Raw genomic sequence first — 26723 nt, forward strand, 5'->3', positions numbered from 1 at the left:
CTGCCTGCGCCCGCCGGAGCGCCCACCCGCTCACTGCCGGCGCCAGGAGCGGAAGGCCCGCAGTTGTTCCGGCGTCACCACGGCCTCCAGTCGCTCGTCGTCCTGGTCGCCGCCACCGAGCGCGGCCAGCAGACGCCGTGCCGGTACGTTGCGGTCGGTGCGCTCGGCCGTCAGCCGGACTTTCGCGCAGCCCAGCCGGTCGGCGTGGTCGGCCAGCCGACACAACAGCCGTTCCTCGACGCCCCGGCCGAGTGCGCGGCAGCTCAGCTTCCAGGCGAGAACGTCGAGTTGATCGCCGTCCGCGCGCACGGCGAGCAGGCCGATCTGGCCGTAGTCGCCGAAGCGGTCCCGTGCCGCGGCCGTCCAGACCTCACCCTGCTCCCGCCACCGCGCGAGATCGCCACCGTCGGCGGAACGGGGATGGAGAGTGAACTGATTGGTGCGGCGTACGAGTTGTTCGGCCCGCTCGACGTCGGCGTCGGACAAGGCCCGGATGTCGACCTCCAGCTCCAACTGGGCGAGGAACTCCTCGAACCCGGCCTGCTCGCGCACCGCGTCCCGCTCCCGCTCCTGCGCGTAGAACCCGGCCCGCAGCTCGTCCTCGGCCGTCGCCGCCGCCGGGACGAGCGGCCACAACCGGCGCAGGAAGTCGTCCAGTTCGGCCGCCGGGGGGCAGGTCACCGACAGCACCTCGGGCAGCACCGAGCGCACTCCCTCGATCTCGACGGGGTTGTCGTCGAGGAACAGGAAGCTGTCCAGCCCCAGGTTGAGGGTGCGGGCCGCCTCCGTGAGCCGGCCGGGCTTGGGGCCCCAGCCGGCGGACAGCGCGCTGAAGTGTTCCGCCTTCAGCGTGCTGTCCGGACGGTCCAGGACGGCTCGTACGGTGTCCTCGTCGTTGTTGCTGACCAGGGCCAGCAGCGCGCCCGAGGAACGCCACCGCAGCAGCGTGCGTGCCAACTGAGCGCGCGGGCCCGTGAGATCCACCGACTCGGGGCCGATCTCCCCGGCGACCCCGCCCCACAGGGTCTCGTCCCCGTCCACCGCGATCACCTTCGGCGCCGGACGCAGGACCGCTCGCACTACTTGGGCCAGTCTCAGGGCCACCGCCGCCTGGAATCGCGGGGTGAACGGGAGATGAGCGAGCCGCTCGGTCCGTCCGTCGAAGCACTCCGCGAGGCCGTGTCGGCCCGTCCAGTCGTCCGGGCCGAGTACCGCGATGCCGGTCGCCTCGGCCAGCTCGGCGGCGAGGTCGTTCTCCCATCGCGCGAAGCGGTCGTCGTGCCGCGCCGAGGGCAGGATGCCGACAATCAGTGGTCTGCGGGTCCGCTCGGACAGGGCCCGCAGCGCGGCCGGGTAGGCGGTGCGCAGTTCGGCCAGGACGGCGTCGGTGACCGGGCCGAACCGTTCCAGGTCCACGGCCCGCAGCAGCACCACACCCACCGCTGCCGTCGGATCGGCGAAGACACCCGAGGGATCGCGCAAAGCGGCGAGCACCTGGTGGTACGGCGCTTCCGCCACCGTCGGACCCTCGTCCCGCCCCCGCTCCCCCGCTCTTCCCCGGGCGTCCTCCTCCATCGCCGCCTCGCACAGCAGCGGCAGGTTGCCGAGCGCGAAGGTGGCGGCGAGGGCGAGCGAGCTGCGCGGGTGAGCAACGGGCTGTCGCTCGACCGGGGTTGCGGTCGCACGGACCGCCGCCGTCGGGTCGTCGGCCGTCACCGCGAGCAACCGCAGGTATTCCTGCGCCAGCTCGGTGGTGGTCGTCGCGTCCAGGATGTCGAGATTGTGGTCGAGGCGGAGGCGGCCGGCGTCCGGCGTCATCGTGACCATGAGGTCGAGGTCGGAGTATCCCGTTCCGGCCGGGAGCACCTCCAGTCGGCGGAGGTGGGCCGCCGAGGAACGTACGTAGTTGAAGTACACCTCTACGAGCGGGGCGTTCGCCCGGTGCAGTCCCTGCCTGGCCAGGGTCGCCAGCACGTCCGAGAACATGGCGCCCTTCGCGAGGACCCGGTCCAGGCGCGCGTCCGTGCGACGCAGTACCTCCTCGATCCGCTCCCCCGCGCCCGCCTGTGCCGGGAACGGCACCGGTACGCCGAAGAAGCCCACCGCGTCGTACGCGTCGGCGTGGATGCGCGTGTCGACGGGCACGGCGAGCACGAAGCGCTCCCGTTCACGCATCCTGGCCAGCAGTACGGTCAGGGTGCCGAGACAGAAGGCGGCGGGGGTGACAGCGAGCGCGCTCGCGGCCGCCGACACCCGCTTCATCAGCCCGTCGGGGATCGTGACGGTCACGCTCCCGGCCCGGTACGAACGCGCCGCCGGGCGGGGCCGGGCGAGCGTCAGGTCGAGCCGCTCGCTGCCGTGGAAGGCCTCGCGCCAATCGGTGTCGGCGCCGGAGCCGTCACCGCCTCGCTGGGCCTCGATGAGCAGGTCGATGTCACGGTTGGTGACGGCGTCGCCGAGCGAGGTTCCGGAGAGTTCGGCGTCGATCTCCCCCGCCACGAGCAGGAGCGACTGCAGATCGCTCACCGCGTGGTGCGCGCCGAACAGCAGGGTCTGGCCTCGCGTGCCGGCGTCGAACAGTTCGAACCGCCACAAGGACGCTCTCGCGAGGTCGAACGGAGTCTCCAGCAGTCGGGACAGCCGTGCGTCGGCGTCCAGTTCGGCATCGGCAGGCAGGTCCGTCCAGCGCAGCAGCGGATCGGTCGACTCCCGCTCCACACGGAGCTGTCGGCTCCGTCCGTCACCGCCGTCGATCGCCGTGCGCAGGGCCGCGTGGCGCCCGGCGAGCCTGGTGACGATGTCGGTGAGCGCCTCGCGGGTGGTGGGTGCGGTGAGCCGGACGGCCAGGCCGACGGCGTGTGCCGCGTGCGGCATGCCCGGCTGGGCGCTGCGCAACAGCCGTACGACGTCACGGGTCGCGGGCCGCAGTTCGCTCTGGGGCACCTCGGAGGTGACGTCGGGCTGTGGCTCCTCGTTTCGTGGAGCGGTGTCGCGTTCGGGCAGTACCTCGCCCAGGGCCCGCGCTAGGCCCCGGATGTCGGACGCCGAGAAGACGGCGGCGGCCGGGAGTTCGGCGCCCAGCTCGCGGGTGAAGGCGTTGCGCAGCCGGACCAACATGAGGGAGTCCAGGCCCAGTTCCTTGAGGGCCGTGGTCGCGGACACCTCCACGGTACCGCCGGAGACCTGGCCGACCTTGACCCGTACATACGCTTCGAGCCGTGCGGCGCGGTCCCGGTCCGTCGTCGCCGCGAACACCAGGGCGACGAGGCCGTCCGTGCTCGCGGGGCCCGTGGCGACGGTGATCAGGTCAGCCAGGATCGGGCGGGTGCGTGCCGCGTCCGGGTCGAGCTCCAGTGCCGCCAGGTCCAGGGCGAGGGGGGCGAGCTGGCGGCGGGAGGTGGCGAGCACCCGCTCGAACAGGTCGCCGCCTTCCGCCGGGGTGAAGGCGACCAGACCCGAACGGCTGGTCTCTGCGGCCCGGGTGCCGGAACCGGCGACCATGCCGACCTCCGCCCAGGCGCCCCAGTCCAGGCTCAGCGCGCGGCGGCCGCTGCGGGAGAGGTGGTGTGCCCAGGCGTCGAGGTAGGCGTTCGCCGCGGCGTACGGGCTCTGGCCGGCCGAGCCGAGGACGCCGGCCGCCGAGGCGAAGAGGACGAACCTCTCAGCCTCCGGCGCCAGTTCGGTGAGCAGGGTGGTGCCCAGGACCTTGGGGGCGAGCACGCGCAGGACGCGTTCGTCGGTCAGGTTCGCCACCGTGGCGTCGTCGAGGACGCCCGCCGCGTGAACGACGGTGGCGATGGGTCCGGCCTCGCGTCGTACGGTGTCCAGGGCGGCCGTCAGCGCGGCGCGGTCGGCGACGTCGGCACGGGCGAGGTGGACGGTGACACCGCGTGCCTGGATCTCTTCGATCCAGCTCCGCGTGGCCGCGTCGGGTCCGCCCCGGCTGAGCAGGGCAAGTCGGCGGGCGCCCCTGCGGACCAGCCGCTCGGCGACCACGCGGCCGAGGCCGCCCAGACCGCCCGTGATCAGGTGCACGCCGTCGACGCTGATCCCGTCGTGCGTGGCGTCGGCGCTGACGCCGTCGTGACCGCTGTCGTCCGGGCGGGTGCGGGCCAGTCGTGGCACCAGTCGGCCCGATTCCCGCAGCGCGACGAGGCGTTCGTCGTCCGCGTGCCGGAGCTGCGTCCACAGGGCGTCGTCGCCGTTCGTGGCCGGTAGGTCGACCAGCGTGGTCGACAGCTCCGGGTACTCCTGGGCCACCGAGAGTCCGAAGCCCCAGGCGAGGGCCTGCTGAGGGTGCGTCACCTGCGTGCTGTCACCGGCGGCCTGGCTGCCCCGCACGACCACGAACAGGCGCGGGGCGCGGCTCCGGGGCCGGTCGGCGAGCGCCCGTACGAGGTGCAGGGTGCTCAGGGTGCAGCACCGCGCGGCCTCTTCGGCCGTGGCGGCGTCGGTGACGGCCGGGGCGTCGAGTGCCGAGAGCTGGACGACCCGCGCAGGGGGCCCGTCAGGGAAGGACTCGTCGAACAGACGGGTCAACTGCTCCGGATCCGCGGGATCGAGGACATAGCGATCGAGGCTCTCGGCTCCGAACACCGCGCCTCTTCGCGCGATCACATGGGGCACGTCGGCGGCGGCCAGCCGCGCCGCGAGTGCGTCGGCCACTCCGGTCCCGTCGGCGAGGACGAGCCAGCGGCCGTCGACAGGCCCGTCCTGTGCTGCCGGGCGCGGCTGCCAGCGTGTCTCGAAGAGCGCGCCGTCCAACGGTGAGAGCGCGGTGAGTTCGAACTCCAGTGCCTCCAAAACGAGTTGCTCCCTCTCGTCCCAGAGCCGCACGTCCAGGAGAGCGGTGTCGCCGTCCACGGAGCGCAGTCGGCAGGTCGCCCACGCGGGCGCGGAGCGCAGGCCGGTGTGGCGCAGCCGTCCGACACCGGCGGGCACGAAGGCCCGGCCCGCGGGCGCGTGGGCAGGCAGGGCCGCGGTGTGGAAGGCGGCGTCGAGGACCGCGGGATGCAGCAGATGACCGGCGGCGGGCTGCCGGGTGAGTCGGCCGACCGCCGCGGTGTCCGTTCGCCGGCCCTGCTCCAGGAGCCGGAAGGCGGGGCCGTACTCGATGCCGAGGCCCGTGAGTCCCGCATAGACGGCGGGCAGGTCGGCTTCCTCCTCGCACCGGTCGCGCAGCACGGCCGGTTCCTCACCGGAGTCAGGTGCGACCTCCGTCGGTTCGGCGGCGCCGTCGATGACTCGCCCGGTGACATGCCGTTCCCAGGCCGCGCGCGGCTCCCCCGTGGCCGCGGAGGAGATGGTGAAGTCCCGTGAGCTGTCGTCCCCGGCAGGCTGCAGTACCAGTTGCAGCCGTACGGGCCTCTGCGCGTCGAGAGCCAGGGGCCGCACGAACCTCACGTCGGCCAGTCGTACCTGGCCGCTCTCCCCCACCGCGGACGCGGCCTCGAGCGCCAGATCGAGGAAGGCGGCGCCGGGCATCCAGACCTCGCCGGTGACCCGGTGGTCGGTGAGGTAGGCGAAGCGGCTGTCGCGCAGGTCGATGTCGCTCTGGAAGATGTGCCGGCCGGGTTTGTCGCTGGCCTCGACATGCGTGCCGAGCAACGGGGATCCACCGGCGGTCCGGGAGGCCAGGACGGGCGCGCGCCAGTGGCGTTCGCGGGCGAAGGCGTACGTGGGCAGGTCGACCCGGCGGCCCTGGGGGAACAGCACGGGCCATTCGGGGGCGTGTCCGGCCTCGTACAACTCCCCCAGCCGGCCCAGCAGTACGCCCCGTCCCTCCCGTTCACGGCTCAGCGAGCCGACCGTGACCGCGTCGATCCCCGCCTCGGCCGCCACCGCTTCGATCGACGCGGTGAGCGTGGGATGCGGGCTCAGTTCGACGAAGTAGCGGTAGCCGTCGTCCAGCATCCGCCGGATCGTGTCGGCGAAGCGGACGGGCCGTGCCAGGTTCGCGTACCAGTGGTCGGCGTCCAGCCGGTCGCCGGGCACCGGTTCGGCCAGCACCGTCGAGTAGAGCGGGGTCGGCGTCCGTGTGCCTCGGATGCCGGCGAGGTGGTTCAGCAGGTCCCCGCGAACCGGGTCCATCAAGGGGGTGTGGGAGGCGAACGGCGTCGACAGCCGTCGTACCGGGATGTCCCGCGCTTCGAGGTGCGCGCGCAGTTCGGCCAGAGCCTCGGTGTCACCGGAGACGGCCGTGGAATGCCCGCTGTTGACCGCCGCCACGAACAGCCGGCCGGAGTAGGGCGCGAGCACCGTCTCGGTCTCCGCGCGCGGCAGCTCAAGGGACAGCATGCCGCCCTGGGCGACCAGCGGGGCGACCGCTCGGGCGCGCCCGGTCACCACGGACACGGCGTCGTCCAGAGCCAGAGAGCCCGCGCTGTACGCGGCGGCGATCTCGCCGAGGCTGTGCCCGGTCACGGCGTCCGGGCGGACACCGAGCGCACGCCAGGCGGCGGAGAGGGCCGCGTTGACCGCGAACAGCACGGGTTGCAGGTACTCGGTGCGGTCGAGGGGGGCGAACTCCTCCGGAGCGCGCAGCACGTCGAGGACCGACCAGCCGACCTGACGGCGCACCGCGTCGTCGATTCGGGCCAGCTCCTCACGGAACGCCGATGACTCTGCCGCCAACTCCATTCCCATGCCCGGCCGTTGTCCGCCGTGTCCGGCGAAGACGAAGGCCACCTTGCCCGTGGGATCCACGCGGGGCGGGACCAGTGGTGTGCGTCCGGTGGCCAATGCGAGGAGCCGGGAACGCAGTTCGTCCCGGTCCCCGGTCACGATCGCCGCCCGGTGTTCGAAGTGGCTGCGGTGTCGGGCCAGGGAGTGGGCGATGCCGGGCAGGTCGACGTGCTCGTCCAGGTGCCGGGCCAGTCGTGCGGCCTGCCCCCGCACGGCGGCCTCGCCACGCCCGGACAGCAGGAACAGCCGTGCACCCGGGGTCGTTTCGTTTTCCGGCGGCGCGACGGAGGACTCGGCCTCCTCCACGATCAGGTGCGCGTTGGTCCCGCTGATCCCGAAGGCGCTCACACCGGCCCTCCGCACGCGTCCGCCCGAGGCGGGCCAGGTGACCGTCTCCCGCAGCAGGTTCAACCCGCTGTCGTCCCAGTCGACATGGCGACTGGGTGTGCCGGCGTGCAGCGTGCGCGGCAGGGACTGGTGGCGCAGGGACTGTACGACCTTGATCAGACCGGCCACACCCGAAGCAGCCTGCGCGTGACCGATGTTGGACTTGAGCGAGCCGAGATGCAGCGGGCGGCCCTCGGGACGTGAGGTGCCGAAGACCTCGGCGAGGGCGTTCGCCTCGATCGGGTCGCCGAGCGTGGTGCCGGTCCCGTGCGCCTCGACGTAGTCGATGTCGGCGGGGTCGAGACCGGACAGCTCCAGGGCCCGCCGGATCACCTGTTCCTGGGCCGGGCCGTTCGGCGCCGACAGGCCCTGGCTGCGGCCGTCCTGGTTCACGGCCGTACCGCGCAGCACGGCCAGTACCTCGTCGCCGTCGCGCCGAGCGTCGGAAAGTCGTTTCAGTACGACCATGCCGGCGCCCTCCGCCCAGATGGCACCGTCGGCGTCGTCGGAGAAGGAGCGGCACCGCCCGGTCGGGGACAGTCCCCGCAGACGGCTGAACTCGACGAAGGTCCCCGGCGTCACCATCAGCGTCACCCCGCCGGCGAGCGCCAGGTCGCACTCGCCCGACCGCAGCGCCTGCGCCGCGAGATGCACCGCCACCAGGGACGACGAGCACGCGGTGTCCACCGTCAGCGCCGGTCCGTTCAGGCCCAGCGTGTACGCGAGCCGGCCCGAGGCCACGCTCGCCGCCGACCCGGTGCCGACGTAGCCGTCCAGTTCGTCCAGCCGGGTGCCCGCGAGGTAGTCGCTGCCGAACATGCCCACGTACACGCCGGTGCTGGTGCCCGACAGCTCGGCCGGGACGATGCCGGCGCGTTCCAGTGCCTCCCATGCCGTCTCCAGCAGCATGCGCTGCTGCGGGTCCATGGCCGCCGCCTCCTTCGGCGTGATGCCGAAGAAGCCCGCGTCGAAAGACTCCAGGTCGTCGAGGAAGCCGCCCTCTCGTGCGTACGACGTGCCCAGGGCCTCCGGGTCGGGGTCGTACAGCGACTCCATGTCCCAGCGGTCCGCCGGGAACGGACCCACCGCGTCGCGGCCCTCGGCGACGAGACGCCAGAGTCCCTCGGGGTCGCTCACGCCGCCGGGCAGACGGCAGGCCATGGCCACCAGGGCCAGCGGCTCGTCCGACGTCGCCGACGTGGTGCGGTGGGACCGCGGCTCGGCTGCCCCGCGTCGCGTGGTGCGGCCGTCCGTGCCCAGAGCGGTGGCCAGCAGGTGTGCGGAGAGACGGGCCGCGGTGGGATGGTCGAAGAGCAGGGTCGCGGGGAGCCGGGCGCCGATCCTGGTGCCGATGCGGTTGCGGAGCTCGACCGCCGTCACCGAGTCCATGCCGAGTTCGCGCAGTGGCTGATCGGGGCGGACGGACTCCACCGAGGGCAGGCCGAGGGCCCGGGACGCCTCCTCGCGGACCAGGGCCAGGACACGTGCGGCGCGGTCGGCCTCGGGGAGCCGGGCGAGCCGTTCGGCCAGACCGACGCCGGCCTCCTGACCGGTGCGGCGCGCGGGCAGCAGCGAGCGCCACAGGGCCGCCGAACCGTCGTCCATGGCGGCCGTGGTCGTGCGCAGGCGGGGCAGGTCCAGGGCGGAGGCGATCAGGTGCGGTGCGCCCCGGTGCAGGGCGAGTTCCACGAGTTCGCGGCCCTGGTCGGGGGTGAGGGCGCGGTGGCCCAGCCGGGCCATGCGGTCGAGGTCGGCGTTGTCCGCGGCCAGACCCTCGCCCGCCCAGGCGCCGAAGGAGACCGAGACGGCGGGGAGGCCCAAGCCCCGCCGGTGGTGTGCCAGTTGGTCCAGGAAGACGTTGGCCGCCGCGTAGTTGCCCTGGCCCGGGTTGCCGAGTACGCCGGCGGCCGAGGAGATCAGCAGGAACAGGTCGAGCGGTGTGTCCGCGGTGAGCCGGTGCAGATGGGCGGCACCGTCCACCTTGGGGCGCAGCACCCGGGCGAGGCGTTCGGGCGTCAGCTCGGCGACCACCCCGTCGTCCAGGATTCCGGCGCAATGGACGACACCGCGCAACGGCGACGCGTCGCCGATCCGGGCGAGTACGCCGGCCAGGGCGGCCGCGTCCGCGACATCGCACTCCGCGATCTCGGCCTCGGTTCCGAGCGAGGCCAGTTCGGCGGTGACCTCGGCGGCACGCGGGTCCGACGGCCCTCGACGCGAGGTCAGAACCAGCCGGGGGACACCGCGTTCGGCGAGGAGCCGGGCGATGTGCCGGCCCACGGCCCCGAGTCCGCCGGTGATCAGCACGGTGCCGTCGGTGGGCGCCAGGACGTCGCGGCCGAGGACGGCCGGGATGCGCGGCGCGTCGGACGGACGGGCCCGCACGAGCCTCGGTACGAGCAAGGAACCGTCTCTGAGGGCGAGTTCGGGCTCGCCGGTGTGGAGGACGGCTGCCGTCAGAGCGTCCGCGGCATGGAGGCCCCCGCGGCCAAGGTCCAGCAGGGTCAGCCCGAGGTGCGGATGTTCGGCGCGCGCACTGCGGGCGAGACCCCACAGCACCGATTGGGCCAGGCCGGGCACCGTGTCCCTGGCATCGGCCGCGACCGCACCCCGGGTCACCCAGAGGGTACGGGCGGGCAGCCGGTCCTCCGCGAGAGCGATCAGGTCGTGCAGCTCGGCCAGCGCCAGAGCGGCCAACTCATGTGCAGCGACGGCCGGTTCGGCATCGAGTGCTGGACGCGGCCAGAAGCGTACGACGATGTCCGCGCCCGTTTCGCGCACCTGGACGCCTGCCGTCGCCAGGCCCCGCAGGGTGGCCGCGACGTCCGGGTCCGAGCGGTCACCGTGGACGGACCACGAGGCACGCTGTTCCGCCGCGGGCTGTTCGGTCGGGGCCGTCCACGCCACTTCGTACAGGTGACGGCCGTTCTCCGAGACGCCGTTCAGGTCCGCCCGGTCAGCGGCCCGCAGTCGTACGTCCTCCAGTCGGCCCGCCGGGAGGCCGTCGGCGTCCCACAGGGTCACGTCGAGGGTGCGGTCCGTCGCCGAGCCGCCCGTCCGCCGTACCAGCGCCGTGAGGTCGCCCGCGCCGCCGGGCGGCAGGACGCAGCGGCCCACCGCGACCGGCAGCAGCACCCGCTCGTCGGACGTGTCCAGCGCTGCGGCCACGTGCAGTGCGGCATCCAGCAGTGCCGGGTGGACGGGGTAGGGATCTGTCGTACCTCGGACCGCGGCGGGCAGCGACAGCCGGGCCAGCAGCTCGCCGTCGTCGGTGGTCGCGACCGCCGACCGGACGCCCTGGAAGGAGGGGCCGTAACCGAGACCGAGGGCGGCCAGCCGTTCGTACGTCTCCGCGCTCCAGACGGACTCGGCGGCCTCCGGCCAAACCGGTGGCCCGTCTCCCGTCACCGGGGCTGGGGCGGACGCCGAGGCGGTGGCGTGAAGAGTCCAGCCCGGGGCGTCGCCGCCACGCGGGCGGCTGTACACGGTGACCTCCGGCGCGGCGCCCGCGGTGACGACTTCGACGGACACCTCGACCGTGCCGGTCCTGGGCAGTACGAGGGGCGCGAGCAGGAGCAGATCCGTCACGTCGCCGGGATCGCCCGGGCAGGCCACGGCGAGCGCGGCGCGGCACAGCTCCATCATGGTCGTGCCCGACACCACGGTCCGCCCGAACACGGTGTGGTCGGGCAGCCAGTCGGCCGTGGCCGGGGACCATTCGTTGCGGAAGGTCCAGCGGGTCTCGTCCGCCGACTGCAGATGAACGCCCAGCAACGGGTGCGCGGCACGGTCGAAGAGGCCGGAGGTCACAGCGCCGGACCCGGGTTCGGACTCGATCCAATAGGAGTGGAGATCCCAGGCGTACGTGGGCAGTTCGGTCACTTCCGCGTCGGGAGCGACGCGGCGCCAGTCGATCCGCCGTCCGTGGACGTGGAGTTCAGCGGCGGCCCGGTCCAGACAGGCGGGCCCGTCCTCGTCGCGGCGCAGTGACCCGACGGCGACCAGGTCCTCGTGGCCGTGCGCCTCGGCGACCGTGCGCACGGCGGTGACGAGGGAGGGATGGGGGCTGAGTTCGACGAAGTGGCGGTAGCCGTCGGCCGCCATGCGTTCCACGGCGGGCGCGAAGCGCACGGGTTCACGCAGGTTCGTGTACCAGTAGTCGGCCTCCAGTTCCTGGGTGACCGGCTCACCGGTGACCGTGGAATACCAGGCGACCGTGGTCGGGGAGGTGGTGACGCCGTCGAGTTCGTCGAGGATCGTCGCGCGCAGTGGCTCGACCCGGGGACTGTGGGAGGCGTAGTCGACGTCGAGGCGGCGGACGAAAACCTGCTCACGGTCGAGGTCGGCGAGCAGGGCGTCGAGGGGTTCCACGTCACCGGCGATCACCGTCGAGCGGCCGCTGTTCACGGCGGCCACGGAGACCCGGCCACCGAGGTCGGCGAGGCGCGCCTCGACCTCGCCGTGCGGCAGGGCGACGACGGCCATGGTGCCGGTGCCGGACACCTCCCGCAGGGCCTGGCTGCGCAGGGCGACCACCGCGGCGGCGTCGTTGAGGCTCAGCGCCCCGGCGACGCAGGCCGCGGCGACCTCGCCCTGGCTGTGTCCGATGACCGCGTCCGGACGGACGCCGCGGGCCCGCCACACCGCGGCCAGGGAGACCATCACGGCGAAGAGAACGGGCTGGACGACGTCCACCCGTTCGAGGGAGGGAGCGCCGTCGTCGCCGCGCAGGACGGCGGCCACCGACCAGGTGGTGAAGGGACGCAGTGCGGCGTCACAGCGGTCGAGTTCGTCGGCGAACACCGGTGAGCGGTCGAGGAGTTCGCGGGCCATACCGGACCACTGGGCGCCCTGGCCTGGGAAGACGAACGCCAACTTGCCCGGCGGCAGGGTCTCTTGCGGGCCCACGACCAGGTCGGGGTCCGGAGCCCCCTCGGCGAGGCCGCGGAGCGCGGTGAGCAGGTCGTCGTGGTCGGCCGCACGGACGACGGCACGATGCTCGAAGTGGGTGCGGTGGTGGGTCAGCGTTCCGGCCACAGCGAGCAGTTCGGGTCTCGGTTGCGCGGCGAGCGCGTCGAGCAGGCGGGCCGCCTGCCCCCGGAGGGCCGGAAGGGTACGGGCGGACAGGGGGAAGAGCGTGGGATTCACGATCGGCGCCTGAGTGGTCGTCAACTTCGGCTCCGCACCCGGCGTCGGACCGGTTGCCGGGGTCGGCTGCGCGGCCGGTCGGGTCAGGTCCTCCGGGGATTCCTCCAGCACCACATGGGCGTTGGTGCCGCTGATCCCGAACGCGCTCACCCCGGCCCGCCGTACGCGGTCGGCGTGCCGTGGCCACGCCTCGGCGTGGCTGTGCACCCGCAGCCCACTGTCCGCCCAGTCGACGTGCTCGGTCGGGCTCTCCGCGTTCAGGGACGCCGGGATGCGGTCGTGGCCGAGGGCCAGGACCGTTTTGATGACGCCGCCGATGCCCGCCGCAGCCTGTGTGTGACCGATGTTGGACTTCAGGGAGCCGACACTCAGAGGCCGGTCGGCCGGGCGTCCCGGTCCGAAGACCGCTGCGAGCGCCCGTCCCTCGATGGGGTCGCCGAGCCGTGTGCCCGTGCCGTGCGCCTCGACGTAGTCCAGGTCCTCCGGCCGGAGCCCGGCGTCGTCGAGGGCGGCGCGCAGCACCCGTTCCTGCGCGGGACCGCTGGGCGCGCTCAGGCCCTGGCTGCGGCCGTCCTGGTTGATCGCCGACCCCTTGACGACCGCGAGGACCCGGTCGCCGTCCCGGCGTGCGTCCGCGAGCCGCTTGAGGAGCACCAGTCCGCAGCCCTCGGCCCACACCACGCCGTCCGCGTCGGCGGAGAACGGGCTGCACCGCCCGGACGGCGACAGCCCGCGCAGCCTGCTGAACTCGACATGCCCGCGCGGTGTCACGAGAACCGTCGCACCACCGGCCAGCGCGAGGTCGCACTCACCGCCCGCCAGCGCCCGGGCCGCGAGGTGCAGGGACACGAGAGAGGAGGAGCAGGCGGTGTCGACCGTGACAGCCGGCCCCTGGAGTCCGAGGCTGTACGCGATGCGCCCGGACGCCACGCTGGCCGCCGAGCCCGTGCCGACGTGCCCGTCGAGCCGGTCCAGCGAGGCCGAGGCGAGGTATCCGCTGTCGTACAGGCCGACGTAGACGCCCGTACGGCTGCCGTTCAGCGTCTCCGGGACGATCCCCGCGCGTTCGATCGCCTCCCAGCCGGTCTGCAGCAGCAGTCGTTGCTGCGGGTCCATGGCCGTGGCCTCGCGCGGCGAGATCCCGAAGAAGGCCGCGTCGAAGCGGTCGATGCCGGTCAGGAAGCCGCCGCGCAGCGTGTACGCCTTGCCGGAGGCGTCCGGGTCGGGGTCGTGGAGCCCGTGCGTGTCCCAACGGCCCGCGGGCACCTCGCCCACGGCGTCCTCACCCGCGGCGAGCAGGCGCCACAGGGCCTCCGGGTCGTCGGCTCCGCCGGGGAACCGGCAGGCCATAGAGATGATCGCGATGTCGTCGCCGCTCCGCACGGACGGGTCGACCGGCACGGAGGCCGACGCCGGAAGCGGATCGGCCGTGCCCGGGGACCGTTCGTCGAAGACGGCTTCGGCGATCCCCGCGATCGTGGGGTGGTCGAAGACGACGGACGGATCGAGGGGCCGCCCGGTCCACTCGGACAGACCGGCGACCAGCCTCACCAACTGCACGGACCCCAGACCGAATTCGGCGATCGGGCGCTCCGGTGCGACGGCCGACGGGGCAAGCCCGGCCGCTTCCGCGACGGCGGACGTCAACCAGGCCCGTACGCCCTCGGAGGTCGTCGGGGACATCTCGGGGTACCGCTTCGGGGACTCGTTCGCAGGCATCTGTGCTGGTGTCCTCGTGAACTTGGGCTCAGGTGGATTCCGTACGGCTGACGCGGCGGGCGCGGACAGCGGCGTACGACTGATGGCGCCGACGCACAGCGCGCGACGCACGGCGGCATGCGCGGGGGCGGCAGCGGACGGCTGAGGCCGACCGCCGACCGCTGACGGCCGATGTCCGACCGCTGAGGGCTGAGGGCTGACGGCTGACGGCTGACGGCTGTGGAACTGGCCTACCAGAGGCCCCCCTTGAGCCTCCGACAGCGCGCACGCGCGCCGCCGGAGGGGGAGGTCAACTCGTCGTGGGCCCGCCGACCAGGGAGAGGGTGCCGTCGAGATACCCGGCCCGGGTGGCACGGCGCTGGATCTTCCCGCTCGACGTCTTGGGGATGGTGCCGGGGTGGACGAGCACGACGTCACGGACCGGCAGGCCGTGTGCCTCGCTGATCGCGCCGCGGATCAGATCGATGATCTTCTCGGACTCGCCCACCGCCTCGGGTGCCGTCTCGGCGACGACGACGGGCTGCTCTCCTTCTCCTCCGCCGTCCACGGAGAAGGCGGCGGTGCAGCCGGGCCGTAGCGCCCAGTGGGACATCTCGGCGGACAGTTCCAGGTCCTGGGGGTAGTGGTTGCGTCCTTCGATGACGATCAGGTCCTTGAGTCGCCCGGTGACGAAGAGTTCGCCGTCCCGCAGGAATCCGAGGTCGCCGGTGCGCAGGAACCGGCCCTCGTAGCCCTCGAGCGTGGCCCGGAAGGTCTGCCGGGTGGCGAGTGCGTTGCGCCAGTAGCCCTTGGCGACACTCGCGCCCGACACCCAGATCTCGCCGACCTCGCCCTCGGGGAGTTCCTCCTGACGTTCGGGATCGGCGATCACCACGGTGATGCCGGGGCCGGCCCGGCCCGAGCCGACCGCTGCCGCGTCCATCGACCTGGATTCCAGGGCGCTGACCCGCGGCCCGACCTCATCAAGGGCAGTGGCGGGGGCGAGTGTGGGCGGGGCCTGCACCGAGCTGCCGGTGACGATCAGCGTGGCCTCGGCCAGGCCGTAGCACGGATACAGGGCCTCACGGCGGAAGCCGGCGGCACCGAAGGTCTCGGTGAACCGTCGCAGGGTCGCGGCCCGCACCGGTTCCGCACCGTTGAAGGCGACCCTCCACCGGCTCAGGTCGAGGCCTTCGACGAGATCCGGCGTGGCGTGCTTCAGGCACAACTCGTAGGCGAAGTTGGGGCCGCCGCTGGTGTGCGGACGGTACCGGCTGACGGCGGTCAGCCAGCGCTCGGGCCGCTGCAGGAAGTGCAGCGGGGAGAAGAGCGTGGCGGTCACGCCGAGGTAGGCCGCGTTCAGGACCGGGCCGATGAGACCCATGTCGTGGTAGACGGGCAGCCAGCTCACGAAGAGTTCATGGTCGTACTCTTCGATCACATCCGGAGTGTGGCCCATCCGTTCGGTGATGACACGCTCGTTGTCGAGCAGATTCCCATGGGTCACCATCACCCCGCGCGGGGCGGAGGTGGATCCGGAGGTGTACTGGAGGAAGGCGACCGAATCGGCGGTGAGGTCGGGTTCATGCCAGGAGCCGGCCGCCTCGTCGGGGATGTCCTCGGTGGCGACGCAGGTGATCTCGGCAAGTTCGGGCAGGTGTTCCGACATGGAGGCGAGAGCCGCGATCACCTCGCGACCGCCCAGGATCACCTTGGCGTCCGCGTCGGCGATCAGGCGCTTCATCCGGAGCAGGGCGCGATGGTTCTGCGAACGCCCGTGCGGCGGCAGGCCGGGTACTGCGACGACCCCGGCCGAAAGACAGCCGAGATAACCGCTGATGAACTCGATGCCGGGCGGATACAGCAGCATGGCGCGGGAGCCGGCCAGGCCGCGCTCCTGCAGCCAGGCGGCGATGGCGCGGGACCGCTCGGCAAGCCGCCCGTAGGAGATGTCCTGGATCTCTCCGTCACAGTCGCCCGTGACGAGGTACCGGTACGCGGTCCGGTCGGGTTGCCGGGAAGCGTGCATGGTTAGAAGATCGACCAGGGAACGAACCATAAGAGGAGTCTCACCTGTTCGGATGAGTGAGCGAAAAGACTGGAGTTCGAGGGCCGCGTCATACATACGCGCAGATGCCGCGTCCGCCTGGCCCCCTTGCCAGAACGTCCGTCTCGGCCGAATCCGCCCGGGAAGTGACGGCGACACTCGCGCCGACTCCCCGAAGCCCCCTACGGATTGCTACCAACGAGTAACACCCTAGCAAGCCAGATCGACTCCCCAGATGTAACTCCCGGTACTAATGACGCAATTGGACGACCTGACGGTCGGTCACGGGGCATGAACCGAGCGAAGTCGCTGGTACGCGGGATACACCGTCGGAAGATGTGTGCCGCATCACGCACTCCGAACAACGTTCGAGAACCCCGTCCACCCCACCGGATGAACACGGGAGTCCGGCACCGGCCGGAATCGGGTTCGGCCGACAGCGCGAACGGCTCCGCCCGTGGGCCGACGCCGGTGAGCGTCGATGCCGTACGGGCGGAGCCGTTGGAGCGTCCTTGGGGCGCGGAAGTTGCCCCGAATACCTGTGTCAGGAGCGACGTGCGCGGCGAGACATGACCACGGCGCCGGCTCCGGCGACGATCACCAGGGCCGCACCCCCCGCGATCGGGCCGATCGGGCCGCTCGCACCGGTCTCGGCCAGCGGCGGCGTGCTGCCACTGGGCGACGGCGCCGGGGTGGCCGGCGGCGTCGAGGTGAGCGGCGGCACGTCCGGCGTGGTGGTGGGCGTGCTGGACGGCTTGGGGGTGGCGGGCTCCGTCGTCTCGTCGGCGGGCGGCTCACTGGACGAGGGGGTCGCGGGCGTGGCCGGAGCGGACGGCGACGGGGTGGGCGAGTCCGGCGTCGCGGGGGTGCACGCCTTCTCGCCGCCGTTCCAGGCGGCTATCAGGTGGTAAGGGGTCACGACATTGTCGGGCTGGTAGGGCAGAGGGCCGTGCCCCTCCCCGGTCTTGCCGTCGTACGAGACGTCGTCGCCGTACAGGTCGATCTGGCCGTAGCAGTCGGGCGCACGCACCTCGAGCTTCTGCCAGGTCTGCTTCGCGTCGGCCGAGTCGGCGACGTCCGCGGCCGTGAGGTAGACGGTCGCCTTGTCGACCAGGCTCTGATGACCGGAGACGAACCAGTTCGGCCCCTCGGCGGTGTATTCGGCGAGGGAGACGGGGTACTTGCAGCCGTCGCCGACGCTCTGGCCCGGGGCCAGCCGGACCTCCACCGTTCCGGGAACGCTGTCCCACTGGTGGAAGCCGCCCTGGGAGGACCAGTCGGCGCCGACGGGCTTTCCGTCCGCGTCCACGATCCGGTACTGGACCGTGGCGGACTGGCAGTCCCCGGACGTCGCGGCGCTCGCGGTTCCCGCGCCGACGAGCGGAATCACGGCACCGGCGAAGGCGGTTGCGGCGAGGGCCGTGAGAATTCTTGTTTGTTGCGAACGCGACAAGATGAGCCTCTGTGAAGGTCAGGGTGTGGGAGGTGGCAGAGTGCGAGCGGTCGACATGGGCGGGTGCCATGAGACATGGCCGACGAAGACATGGCCGCCTGTGTCACTCGCGTCGCTTCGCTCTCTTCAGACACGGCGAAGCGAGCCGTATTCTTGTCACCTTTCACAACTCCCGTCAATTCTGCACGGGTTGAGCACAGCCACCGCCTCGACGGGCGGCTCCACCTGGGCGTTCGAATGGGTGAGGCCGCCCCGTTTCCACCCGGATTGGCGACCTGCGCGCCGCCCGTCGCGGGGTTCTCGGTGCCGCCGGCGGACTGCCCGGTAGTCCGAGGTCCACGTCAACTGCCGCTACGCGCAGGGCTTGCCCACCCGCACCGTGATCGGGGTGTGCACGGTTCGTTCGCTCTTCCCGTCGAGAGCGGTGAGCACCGGGCCATGTGGCCCGACCCGCAGCGAGGAATCGCACAGGACACCCTTCGGAGCGGGTCACAGGTTGAACACATGGATCTGAAGCGGGCGACGCACACACGATGATGCCTCCCTCGGCTCGCACGACCTGGGGAGACCATGCGCACCAGCACCGTCACTGTCACCGTCGCACTGCTGCTGGCCGCGGCCACGGGCTGTACCGGGAGCGGCAACACCGCGAAGCCGATCACCGAGTCCGGCACGACACAGGCTGCCGAGAAGAGCACCTCCGCGGACCCGAGCACGGATCCGAAGGGGCCTCGCGCGTTCGGCAGGCCGTTCGCCTACACGACCGACGGAGCGACGATGGCGATGACCGCGCTCCGCTACGAGCAGGGGCAGCTCCACTCTCGGCGCTCGGCCGACGAGGAGTTCGGTACGACCGGATACACGTGGGCCGTGGTCGAGATGAAAGCGTGTCTGAAGAACGGCTTCGCCGTTGTCACCCGCAACTCGTGGGTGCTCGCGTACGCGAACGGAGCGCGGATCAAGCCGAGCAGCGTGACGTACGACGACTTCCCGCGGCCGGAGTATCCCCGCATGGCAACCGTGAAGGCGGGCACATGCGTGCGCGGGAAGACGGTGTTCGCGGTGCCGGGGAAGCAGCGGCCGGTGCGGGTGCTGTACACCTCGACGACGCCGGAGAAACCGGCGGAGTGGTCGGTGCCGAAGGCGTAGGCGATGTCTTGATTCGTGGTTGGCTCGTTGCCTCAGGCCCACCTTGGCGGGAGAAGGAAACCCGAAGGCCGCCCGAGTTCAAAGCCTCGTGCCTGCCCCACTCACCTGCTGTGACAATAGTCCGATGAGCGAAGCCCCCACCGCGTCGATGCCCGTCATCCTCGGGATAGACGACCTCCGACCGCTTCCCGGATGCACGAGGATCGCCCGCACCAGCCGTGAAGGCATCCAGCTCCTGGAAGAGCACCGCGACAGCTACATCGACGAGCTGTGGCTCGACCACGATCTGGGCGGCGACGACACCATCATGCCGGTGGTGACCCTCATGGAAGAGGCCGCCTTCAACGGGCGGCCCTTTCAGATCGGAACGGTCTTCGTCCACAGCGCCAACCCCATCGGCGCAGAAACCGTCGTCCGGTCACTCGCACGGTGGAGCTACCGTGTCCAGCGGGCAACGGCCTAGAACGCCCAGCGTTCCTCCTGCATGAGTGGAGGCAGCCCGCACACCGCCCTCTCGGGCTCGCCTGCGCCCGTACCGCTCCACGGATCAGAGGCTGAAGGTGGGGCCGCCCAAATCAGCACCGTCGACGTCGAGGAGGTCGCCCGTGGATGCACCCCTGCGTGCTATCGAGGCGCCGGTTGGCTGTCTGCCTCGGCGCCGAGGTCAGCGAGGACCGGTTCGATGAGAGCCAGAGAACGAATGCGCGGTATCGGCGACGGGAGTAGCCAGAGCAACGACAACGCTCCTCCGGCGGCAGCCGTGATCAGGGTTGTCCGGAGTCCGATGACGGTGGCGAGCATGCCGCCGACGAGGGCGCCGATAGGGCGTACCCCGTAGTTGACCGTGCTGAAGGCGCCGGCCACGCGACCCTCGAAGACCACACCGTTCTCAAGAGCGGCGCGGTGTTCCTCACTTACACGCGCGTCAACGACTGAGCGCGCTCCGGGCCGACCCCGCTGCGCGAGCCGGGGCCCGGTCAGCCACCCACGCACCGACTACAACCCTGGACGAACCTCGGGTGTCTTCTGGGTGAGCGGAAGAAGGCTCAGCTCTCGACGCGCCGTCCGACAGGGGGACTCGTATGACTCCAGCCGCCGTGTGGCGGGCGCGACGTCAATCCTGCCCTCCCGCACCGCAGACTCCCTCCGCCTCGGCCGAGCCGGACGCCGCAGGCAGCCCAGGAACCCAAGGAGGTTCGCTCCTGTGCGTCACATCAACCGTGCGGCCCTGACGGCCGCGGCACTCTTCGCTCTCGGTGGCGGCGCGGTGATCGCGGCCCCCGCGGCACAGGCCGTAACGCCCTTCCCGTCCATCGGCTGGCAACAGCACAACTGCGACTTCGACGGCAACGGATTCGACGACGTGCTGATCGGCGCCCCAGGCGCCACGGTGAGCGGCGCCAAGTCCGCCGGCTACGTCTCCGTGCAGTACAGCTCGTCGAGCGGTCTCAGCACCACCAAGAAGAGCGTCCTCCATCAGAACACCTCGGGCGTTCCGGGCGCTGCCGAGGCCGGCGACGGCTTCGGCAGCGCCGTGGCCTCCGGTGACCTGAACAATGACGGCTACGACGACGCGATCGTCGGGATCCCCGGCGAAGACCTCGCCGGCCTGTCCGACGCGGGCGGTGCCGTCGTCTTCTGGGGCTCGCCGAGCGGCCTGCACGGGTCCGACAGCACCTGGCTGGAGGACACCGGCCAACCGCGGGGCGGCGCCAGGTTCGGTCTGGCCATCGAGGCCGCCCGGTACTTCGCCCCGGACCCGGCGAACCCCGACGCCAACCCACGCGACAGCATCGCCGTCCTGGAGAACGACACGCTCCTGTTCTTCACCTCTGCGCCAAGCGCGGCGGCGCGGCAACTCAGCGCGGTGGACACGCAGGTCCGCGCTCGGGACGTGAGCCCGTCGGACACCGGCTTCGCGTTCCGGAGCCTCAGCCACGGCAACTACAACGAGGACTCCTGGGCGGACCTGGCGATCTCCGGTGTGACCACCGGCGACCAGCCCGGCGTGGGCGCCACCCAGGTGCTCCACGGCGCTCCCGGCGTCGAGGCGCTCGGCGACGGCGGCGCGTTCGAAGGCGGCCCCGCGGTCGTCTCCAGCGACTTCAACCACGACGGCCAGGACGACCTGGCGATCGGTGACACAGGCGTCGGCTCGGCCGTCGGCGGATCCGTCTCCGTCTATCTGGGCAAGGGCGATCTCTCCGGCCTCGACCCGACCCCGGCGCAGACGTGGACGCAGGACTCCCCGGGCGTCCCCGGCACGGCCGAGGCCGGCGACCGATGGGGTGCCGAGCTGTCCGCCGGTGACACCGACGGCGACGGCCGCCCGGACCTCGCCGTCGGGGCGCCCGGGGAGGACGTGGGTTCCGTGTCCGACGCGGGTGCGGTCTGGACGCTGCGCGGCGCTCCGGGCGGGCTGACGGCATCGGGCGTGCGCAGCTTCGACCAGAACTCCTCCGGCGTTCCCGGCGCGGCGGAGGTCTCGGACCGCTGGGGCAGCCAGGTGCGGCTGATCGACGCCAACAATGACGGCCGCTTCGGTCTTCTGGCGGCGGCACCGGGTGAGAACACCGGCGACGGTTTCGTATGGGTCATTCCCGCGTCGTCATCAGGCCTCACCGCCAAGGATTCGTGGACCTATGGCGGAGCGCGCCTCGGGGCACCGGCGGCCGACGCACGGTTCGGCGCGGCGATCGACGAGTAGGGGAAGACCCAAGAGAGCCTGTGAGTTCGGCGGATTCGTTTCAGACCTCACCAGGCTGTACGAGCCTCACGGGCCGGTGCGAGGTACGCGCCGGCCCGTCGGTCAGGAAGCGGACGCGGGCGCGGCCGTGAAGAATCCGGTGCCCTTCCGGGCAGCCGCCACCTCCCGGGCGAACCTGCGCCGGAACCCACGTCGGTGGGGTCACCTCCGGCGAGCAGGGCTCGTCCCACGTACCCGCCTGAAGTCCCAGCCCGGCCACCGGTCTCAGTCTCGCCCGTCACGCAGTACCGCTCGCGCGGGGAGGCTGACGGCGAGCAGGCCGAGGCCGACCGCCGCCGCGGCGAAAGCCCCGTACGTCAGCGGGGGTATGTACGGGGACTCCCCCGTCAGACCGCGTGTCATCGGGATCAGCGTGGCCACGGCGATGATCGTGCCCAGGACCACGCCCGCCGTCGCCACCAGCAGTCCCTCCCAGCGGAGCATCCGCATCACCTGGATCCGGGTGGCGCCGACGAGGCGGAGCATGCCCAGTTCACGGCGTCGGTCGAGGACGGTCATCACCAGCGTGTTGGCCGCGGCGACGGCCGCGAAGCCGCCGAGGACCGCGGCCATCGTGTAGTTCGCCCAGGCGTTGAGTTCGCTGTCGGTGTTCCGCTCGACGGCGTAGCCGAAGGCGTCGGTGACCTTCCCCAGGGGTGCCAGGGCCCGGGCGTCGCCGCCCCGTACCAGCAGCGTGCCGTCGAAGCCCGAGGTGACGTGGGCGGCCAGCGACGCCCGGTCCATGGTCACCGCCGCGAGGCCGAGGCCACGACCGTACACGGCGACGACTTCGGGGCTGACCCTGGTGCCGTCGGGGAGGTAGAGCGGCAGCCTGTCGCCGATCCCGGCCTTCGCCGAGGTGGCGAGGGTCCTGTCGATGGCGATACGGCCCCGGCCGACCCGGTCAAGGCTGCCGCTGCGTACGTCGAGGTCCTGCACCTTCGCGAGCTGCGCGCCGGAGCCGGAGATGCCCTGGGTCGCCGCGCCCTCGAGCCATCGGTCTCCGCCGGAGCCGACGGGCACGAGTACCTGGGTTTCGAGAAGGCCGACGGCCACGTCGACACCCGGCAAGCGGGCGGCCCGGGAGACCGCGTCGGCGGGCAGTCCGGCCGGATCCGTGACGACGTGGTCCGCGGTGACGCCGGCACGCAACTGCTGCGCGGCGACGTGGCTCTCGCTCGTGTGCATGAAGACGAGCGTCGAGGCGAACGCCATGGCCAGCACGATCGGGGTGATCGCGGACGCCATCCGGCGTGCGTTCGTACGGGAGTTGGCGGCGGCCAGTGCGGCCGCGGCGCTGCCGTCACGCAGCGCCGACCCGAACAGCGTGGCGCACAGCCGCGCCACCAGAGGGCCGAGAAGGGCGACGGCGAGCATGAAGAGCATGACGACGCCCAGGGCCGCGTTGGCGGCGTCCTCCCCGGCCGAACGGGCGGCGAGACCGGTGAGGAACCCCCCGCCGACGAGGGCTCCGATGCCCAGTCCGGTACGGATCACGCCCGGCCGCAGCCGTTCCACCGACGCGTCGGTGAGCGCCTGGCCCGGCCTGGTCCTCGCCGGCCTGCGGCCGGCCGCCCAGCCGGCCACGAGCGCGGTCAGCAGTCCCAGGCCGACGGCGACGACGAGCGGGATGAAGGACACGTGCAGGTCAACGGCTTCCGGGACGGCTCCGCGGTCCTTCAACTGCCCGAACCACCAGTACGCGAGGCCGACCCCGGGCAGGCAGCCGACCAGCCCCGCGATGGGCGCGACGAGCAGTGCCTCCGCGGCGACCGCGCGGCGGATCTGCCGCGGGGTGGCTCCGACGGCGCGCAGCAGCGCGAATTCCCGGGCGCGCTGGGCGACGGACAGAGCGACCGTGCCGGCCGCCGTGAAGACGGCGACCACGGCGGCGATCCCGCCGAAGGATCCTCCGAGGCCGGTGAGCGTCTCCTTGGCGTACCCGAGCCCGTGCTCCTCGACGGCGCCGCGACCGTCGCCTGTGTACACCTTGGCCCGAGTACCGGCGAGCGCCTTCTGCACCCCGTCGGCAACGGCGTCGGCGTCCGCCCCGGTCTTCACCATGACGGCGATGGCGTCGGCCTTGCCCGGGTGCCCGGCGAGCGCGGGCGCCTGGGCGTCGGAGAACCAGCCCGTGGCGCCCCCCGGCACGTCACCGGATCCGGCCTCCGCGAGCCCGGAGACACGGAAGTCGGCCCGACCGGTGGCGGTTTCGAGGGAGACAGTGTCGCCGACGCCGGCCCTCGCAGCCGCCGCGTCGAGCACGACCTCGCCGGTACGGGGCGCGGTCCCGGAGACGAGCGCGGCATCGGTGAAGCCGTGTGAACCCCAGCCGTGCCCGGTCAGCACTCCGTCACCCTGACGTACGGGGAACGTGAAGTCCGGCACCGCCGCCTTCACTTGGGGCACGCGGGCCGCCCTGCGCGCCAGTACGGCATCCACGCGCGCGGTGTCCGGCAGCAGTCCCGGGGAGTCCGAACGGCTGTCGCCGCTGCCCGTGACCAGATGGGCGTACTGGTCGGCCGCCACGACGACCGCGGAATGCGCATATCGCTCCGCCGGCACCGAGGCACGCGCACCCGTCTCCAGGAGGATCCCACAGGCGGAGACGATCAGGGCCGACATCATCAGGGCGACGAACGTGCCCGCGAACGAGGCTGGTTTGAAGCGCACGGCCGCGCGGGCGAGGCCGTTGGGGGCGAGGCTCCTCACGCCGCGGCCCTCGCCATCGTGCCCGTCCGGGAGGTGAGGGCGGCCATCCGCGCCGCGATCTGCTCCGGCGCGCCTCGGTCGAGGCCGTCGGCGAAGACGCCGTCCGCGAGGAACAGCACACGGTCGGCCCAGGTGGCGGCGGCCGGATCGTGGGTGACCATGACGACCGTGGCGCCGAGGGCGTCCACCGCGTGCCGGAGCAGGCCGAGGATCTCGGCCGCGGTGTTGGTGTCGAGAGCGCCGGTGGGCTCGTCGGCGAAGATCACGTCCGGGCTGGTGACCAGCGCACGGGCGATGGCGACGCGCTGCTGCTGGCCGCCGGAGAGCTCGCCGGGCCGACGTCCGGCCTTGTCGGCGAGCCCGACCCGCGCCAGCACCTCGGCGGCGCGGCGGCGGTCCCGGCGCTGACCGGCCAGCCGCATCGGGAGCAACACGTTCTGCTCGACGGTGAGGGACGGCAGCAGGTTGAAGGCCTGGAAGACGAAGCCGATGCGGCCGCGGCGCAGCTCGGTGAGCCGGTTCTCCCGCATTCCCGTGATCTCCGTACCGCCGAGGCGTACGGAGCCGGCCGACGGCCGGTCGAGCCCGGCCGCGCACTGCAGGAACGTGGACTTGCCGGAGCCGGACGGGCCCATGACGGCGGTGAAGGTGCCGCGCGCGAGGGCGAGGTCGACGCCGGCGAGGGCGTGCACGGCGCCGTGGCCGCGGCCGTACTGCCGCCGTACGCCGCGCAGTTCGACCGCGAAGGCGGACGTGCCCTGGACTCCCGCCGGGCTGTCCGCCTTCTGGCGCTTGTTCCCGCGCAGCCTCAATGTTCCGCCCTCTCACGATCTTCTCGCAGCGACAGCTCGACGCTACGGATCGCGGTCACCGCGGACCATGGCGGCTGCTGGCGGATCGAGGGTGGGGTTAACCCGAGACCGAACTTTGGCGGAACGCCGAGACGACGCCGCCGACGCCGACGCGCTCACGTCACCGTCCGGCACGCACCGGCGCATGGGGCTGACGACAGCCGCAGGCACGTCGCCCCGTGATGCACCGCTCTGGAATCCGACCACGCCGCACGTACGGTCCGGGCAGTTCAAGCCATCTCATCGACCGCTCAACTCCGGGGATTCGTCGACCGGTTCGAGAATCCTTTCTCCTGACTCCGCCCCAGGCCATTCGGTCGCCGCGAAGACCGGCGTTCGACGCCGAACGGGCCGCTCGGATTGTCCGGATCCCGGCACCGCATCCACCCGATTGTCAGTGGCGTGGCCCAGGGTTCCGTCCCTCGGCCCCCGCAACGCCCTACCTAGGAGACCGGTGCATTCCACGCCCTCACGCAATCCCCCATTCGGGTCACGCCTTCACCGCTGTCCCCTGGCCGAGTGAATCGAACGGGTACGAGCGCCGACCGCGCTTGCCCCTCACACCACAGCTCGAACCTGCGATCGATCCGTCGCCCGGTACACCCCGTATCGCCCCCGTGAACAGCCGCGTTGTCCGGGGTGCTCCACCCGATCCCTACCGAGGAGAAAACCGTGAATCCCGTACGCCCTCTTCCCGCCGCCCACCCTTCGTTCGAAAATCCTCCCACCGTGTCCGTCAAGCCCGTGGTGCTCCAGCGCCCGGCGGACGCGCGCCGCGCCCCGTTCGCATCGGCATCACGACCGTCACCGAGGTGGGGGGTATGAGCGACGCGACAGCACTTCCCGCGGCGCTGCGCGGCTGGGCCGAGCGGGAGATCGGGGCCGTCGCCGAGGTCCGGGACGCATCCCACCCGCGGCGGGCCTCCCGGGTGTGGGAGCTCGTACGCGGCGACGGCTGCCGGTTCCACCTGAAGATCTCCGGCACGGCGCGGACGTACGAGAGGGAGACGTTCGCCCTGCGGCACGCGGTGCCCGCGCTGGGAGCCGGCCGAGCGCCTCAGCTCCGGGCGTCCAGCACCGAGCACTTGGCGCTGCTGACGACCGCCGTGCCCGGCCGCCCGGTGCAGGAGCTCACGCTCACGGCGGCCGAGGAGTACGAGGCACACCGGCAGGGCGGTCTGCTCCTGGCCCGGCTGCACGCGGCCGGCGACCTGACCGGCCCCTGGCGCATCGAGGCCGAAGAAGCGCTGTGCTCGGCGGCGCACGGCCTGGACGGACGCCTCGACGACGCCGGGGATCGGCTGACCGAAGAGGAGCGCGCACTCGTACGCACCCTGACCCAACAGCTCCGCTGGGTGGGGCCGTTGCCGCTCGGGTTCATCCACGGCGACGCCCGGCCGAGGAACCTGGTCTGGTCGGGGCGCGGGGCCTGGATCGACTTCGAGCGGTCCCGATTCGCGCCGGTCGTCCAGGAGTTCGTCGCCCTGGCCTGCGGAGTGTGGGCCGACAGACCGCGGCTGCGCGCCGCCTGCCTGAGCGGGTACGGACGCGAGCTGACACCACAGGAGCTCCATGTGCTGAAGTGCCTGGCCGGCCTGGACGCGGTGAGTGCACTCACCTGGGGCGAGGAGCACGACGATCCATGCCTCGCCGCGCGCGGGCGTCGCACCCTGAACCGACTGATGGCGGGGGTGTTCGCGTGAAGCGGTTCCGTATCACCAGCCGACCGCCGGCGGCCGCCGTGCCGCAGGCCCTGTCCGCCGCCGTGCCGCACGCCCTGCCCGCCGCCGGGGACACGGCGGCGGCCGTTCCCGGCGCCCGCTCGGCGGCCCCTCAGCCCTCGGCTCC

General features: G+C 72.3%; 9 protein-coding genes. 4 read left to right on the forward strand and 5 right to left on the reverse strand.

Features of this window, described 5'->3' with window-relative positions; translation table 11 throughout:
- Positions 1-30: 30 nt before the first annotated feature.
- The 3 genes from ACWEBX_RS07870 to ACWEBX_RS07880 all read right to left on the reverse strand — a co-directional run bounded on the left by ACWEBX_RS07870 (position 31) and on the right by ACWEBX_RS07880 (position 17354).
- The gene (locus ACWEBX_RS07870; RefSeq protein WP_451884023.1) at positions 31-13938 is read right to left on the reverse strand and encodes an SDR family NAD(P)-dependent oxidoreductase; all 13908 of its coding nucleotides are present in this window, start codon (positions 13936-13938) and stop codon (positions 31-33) included.
- A 289-nt stretch (positions 13939-14227) separates the two neighbouring features.
- Entirely contained in the window at positions 14228-15946 is a 1719-nt protein-coding gene (locus ACWEBX_RS07875) for a fatty acyl-AMP ligase (RefSeq protein ID WP_451884024.1), read from the reverse strand.
- 562 nt (positions 15947-16508) lie between these two features.
- Entirely contained in the window at positions 16509-17354 is an 846-nt protein-coding gene (locus ACWEBX_RS07880; RefSeq protein ID WP_451884025.1) for a hypothetical protein, read from the reverse strand.
- Between the two features lie 633 nt (positions 17355-17987).
- Between ACWEBX_RS07880 and ACWEBX_RS07885 the strand changes: the two genes are divergently transcribed.
- The 3 genes from ACWEBX_RS07885 to ACWEBX_RS07895 all read left to right on the forward strand — a co-directional run bounded on the left by ACWEBX_RS07885 (position 17988) and on the right by ACWEBX_RS07895 (position 21273).
- A complete protein-coding gene (locus ACWEBX_RS07885) occupies positions 17988-18566 on the forward strand; it encodes a hypothetical protein (RefSeq protein ID WP_451884026.1) in 579 nt (192 codons plus the stop codon).
- A 124-nt stretch (positions 18567-18690) separates the two neighbouring features.
- Complete coding sequence (locus tag ACWEBX_RS07890) at positions 18691-19029, forward strand: cyclic-phosphate processing receiver domain-containing protein (RefSeq protein WP_451884027.1); 339 nt, start codon at positions 18691-18693, stop codon at positions 19027-19029.
- Positions 19030-19770: 741 nt separating this feature from the next.
- Complete coding sequence (locus ACWEBX_RS07895; protein WP_451884028.1) at positions 19771-21273, forward strand: FG-GAP repeat protein; 1503 nt, start codon at positions 19771-19773, stop codon at positions 21271-21273.
- Between the two features lie 264 nt (positions 21274-21537).
- Here the strand turns inward: ACWEBX_RS07895 and ACWEBX_RS07900 are convergent, their stop codons facing one another.
- Both ACWEBX_RS07900 and ACWEBX_RS07905 read right to left on the reverse strand, forming a co-directional pair.
- Positions 21538-24024 (reverse strand): ABC transporter permease, encoded by a 2487-nt coding sequence (locus ACWEBX_RS07900; protein WP_451884029.1) that lies wholly within the window; start codon positions 24022-24024, stop codon positions 21538-21540.
- A complete protein-coding gene (locus ACWEBX_RS07905; RefSeq protein WP_451884030.1) occupies positions 24021-24836 on the reverse strand; it encodes an ABC transporter ATP-binding protein in 816 nt (271 codons plus the stop codon). Before ACWEBX_RS07905 ends, ACWEBX_RS07900 begins: the two co-directional genes overlap by 4 nt.
- Before the next feature lie 860 nt (positions 24837-25696).
- Here ACWEBX_RS07905 and ACWEBX_RS07910 point away from each other — a divergent pair.
- Positions 25697-26578 carry a phosphotransferase enzyme family protein gene (locus tag ACWEBX_RS07910; protein ID WP_451884031.1) on the forward strand — a complete coding sequence of 294 codons (882 nt, stop codon included), beginning with the start codon at positions 25697-25699 and terminating at the stop codon, positions 26576-26578.
- Positions 26579-26723 lie beyond the last annotated feature (145 nt).

The organism is Streptomyces sp. NPDC005070 (genome assembly GCF_053600395.1).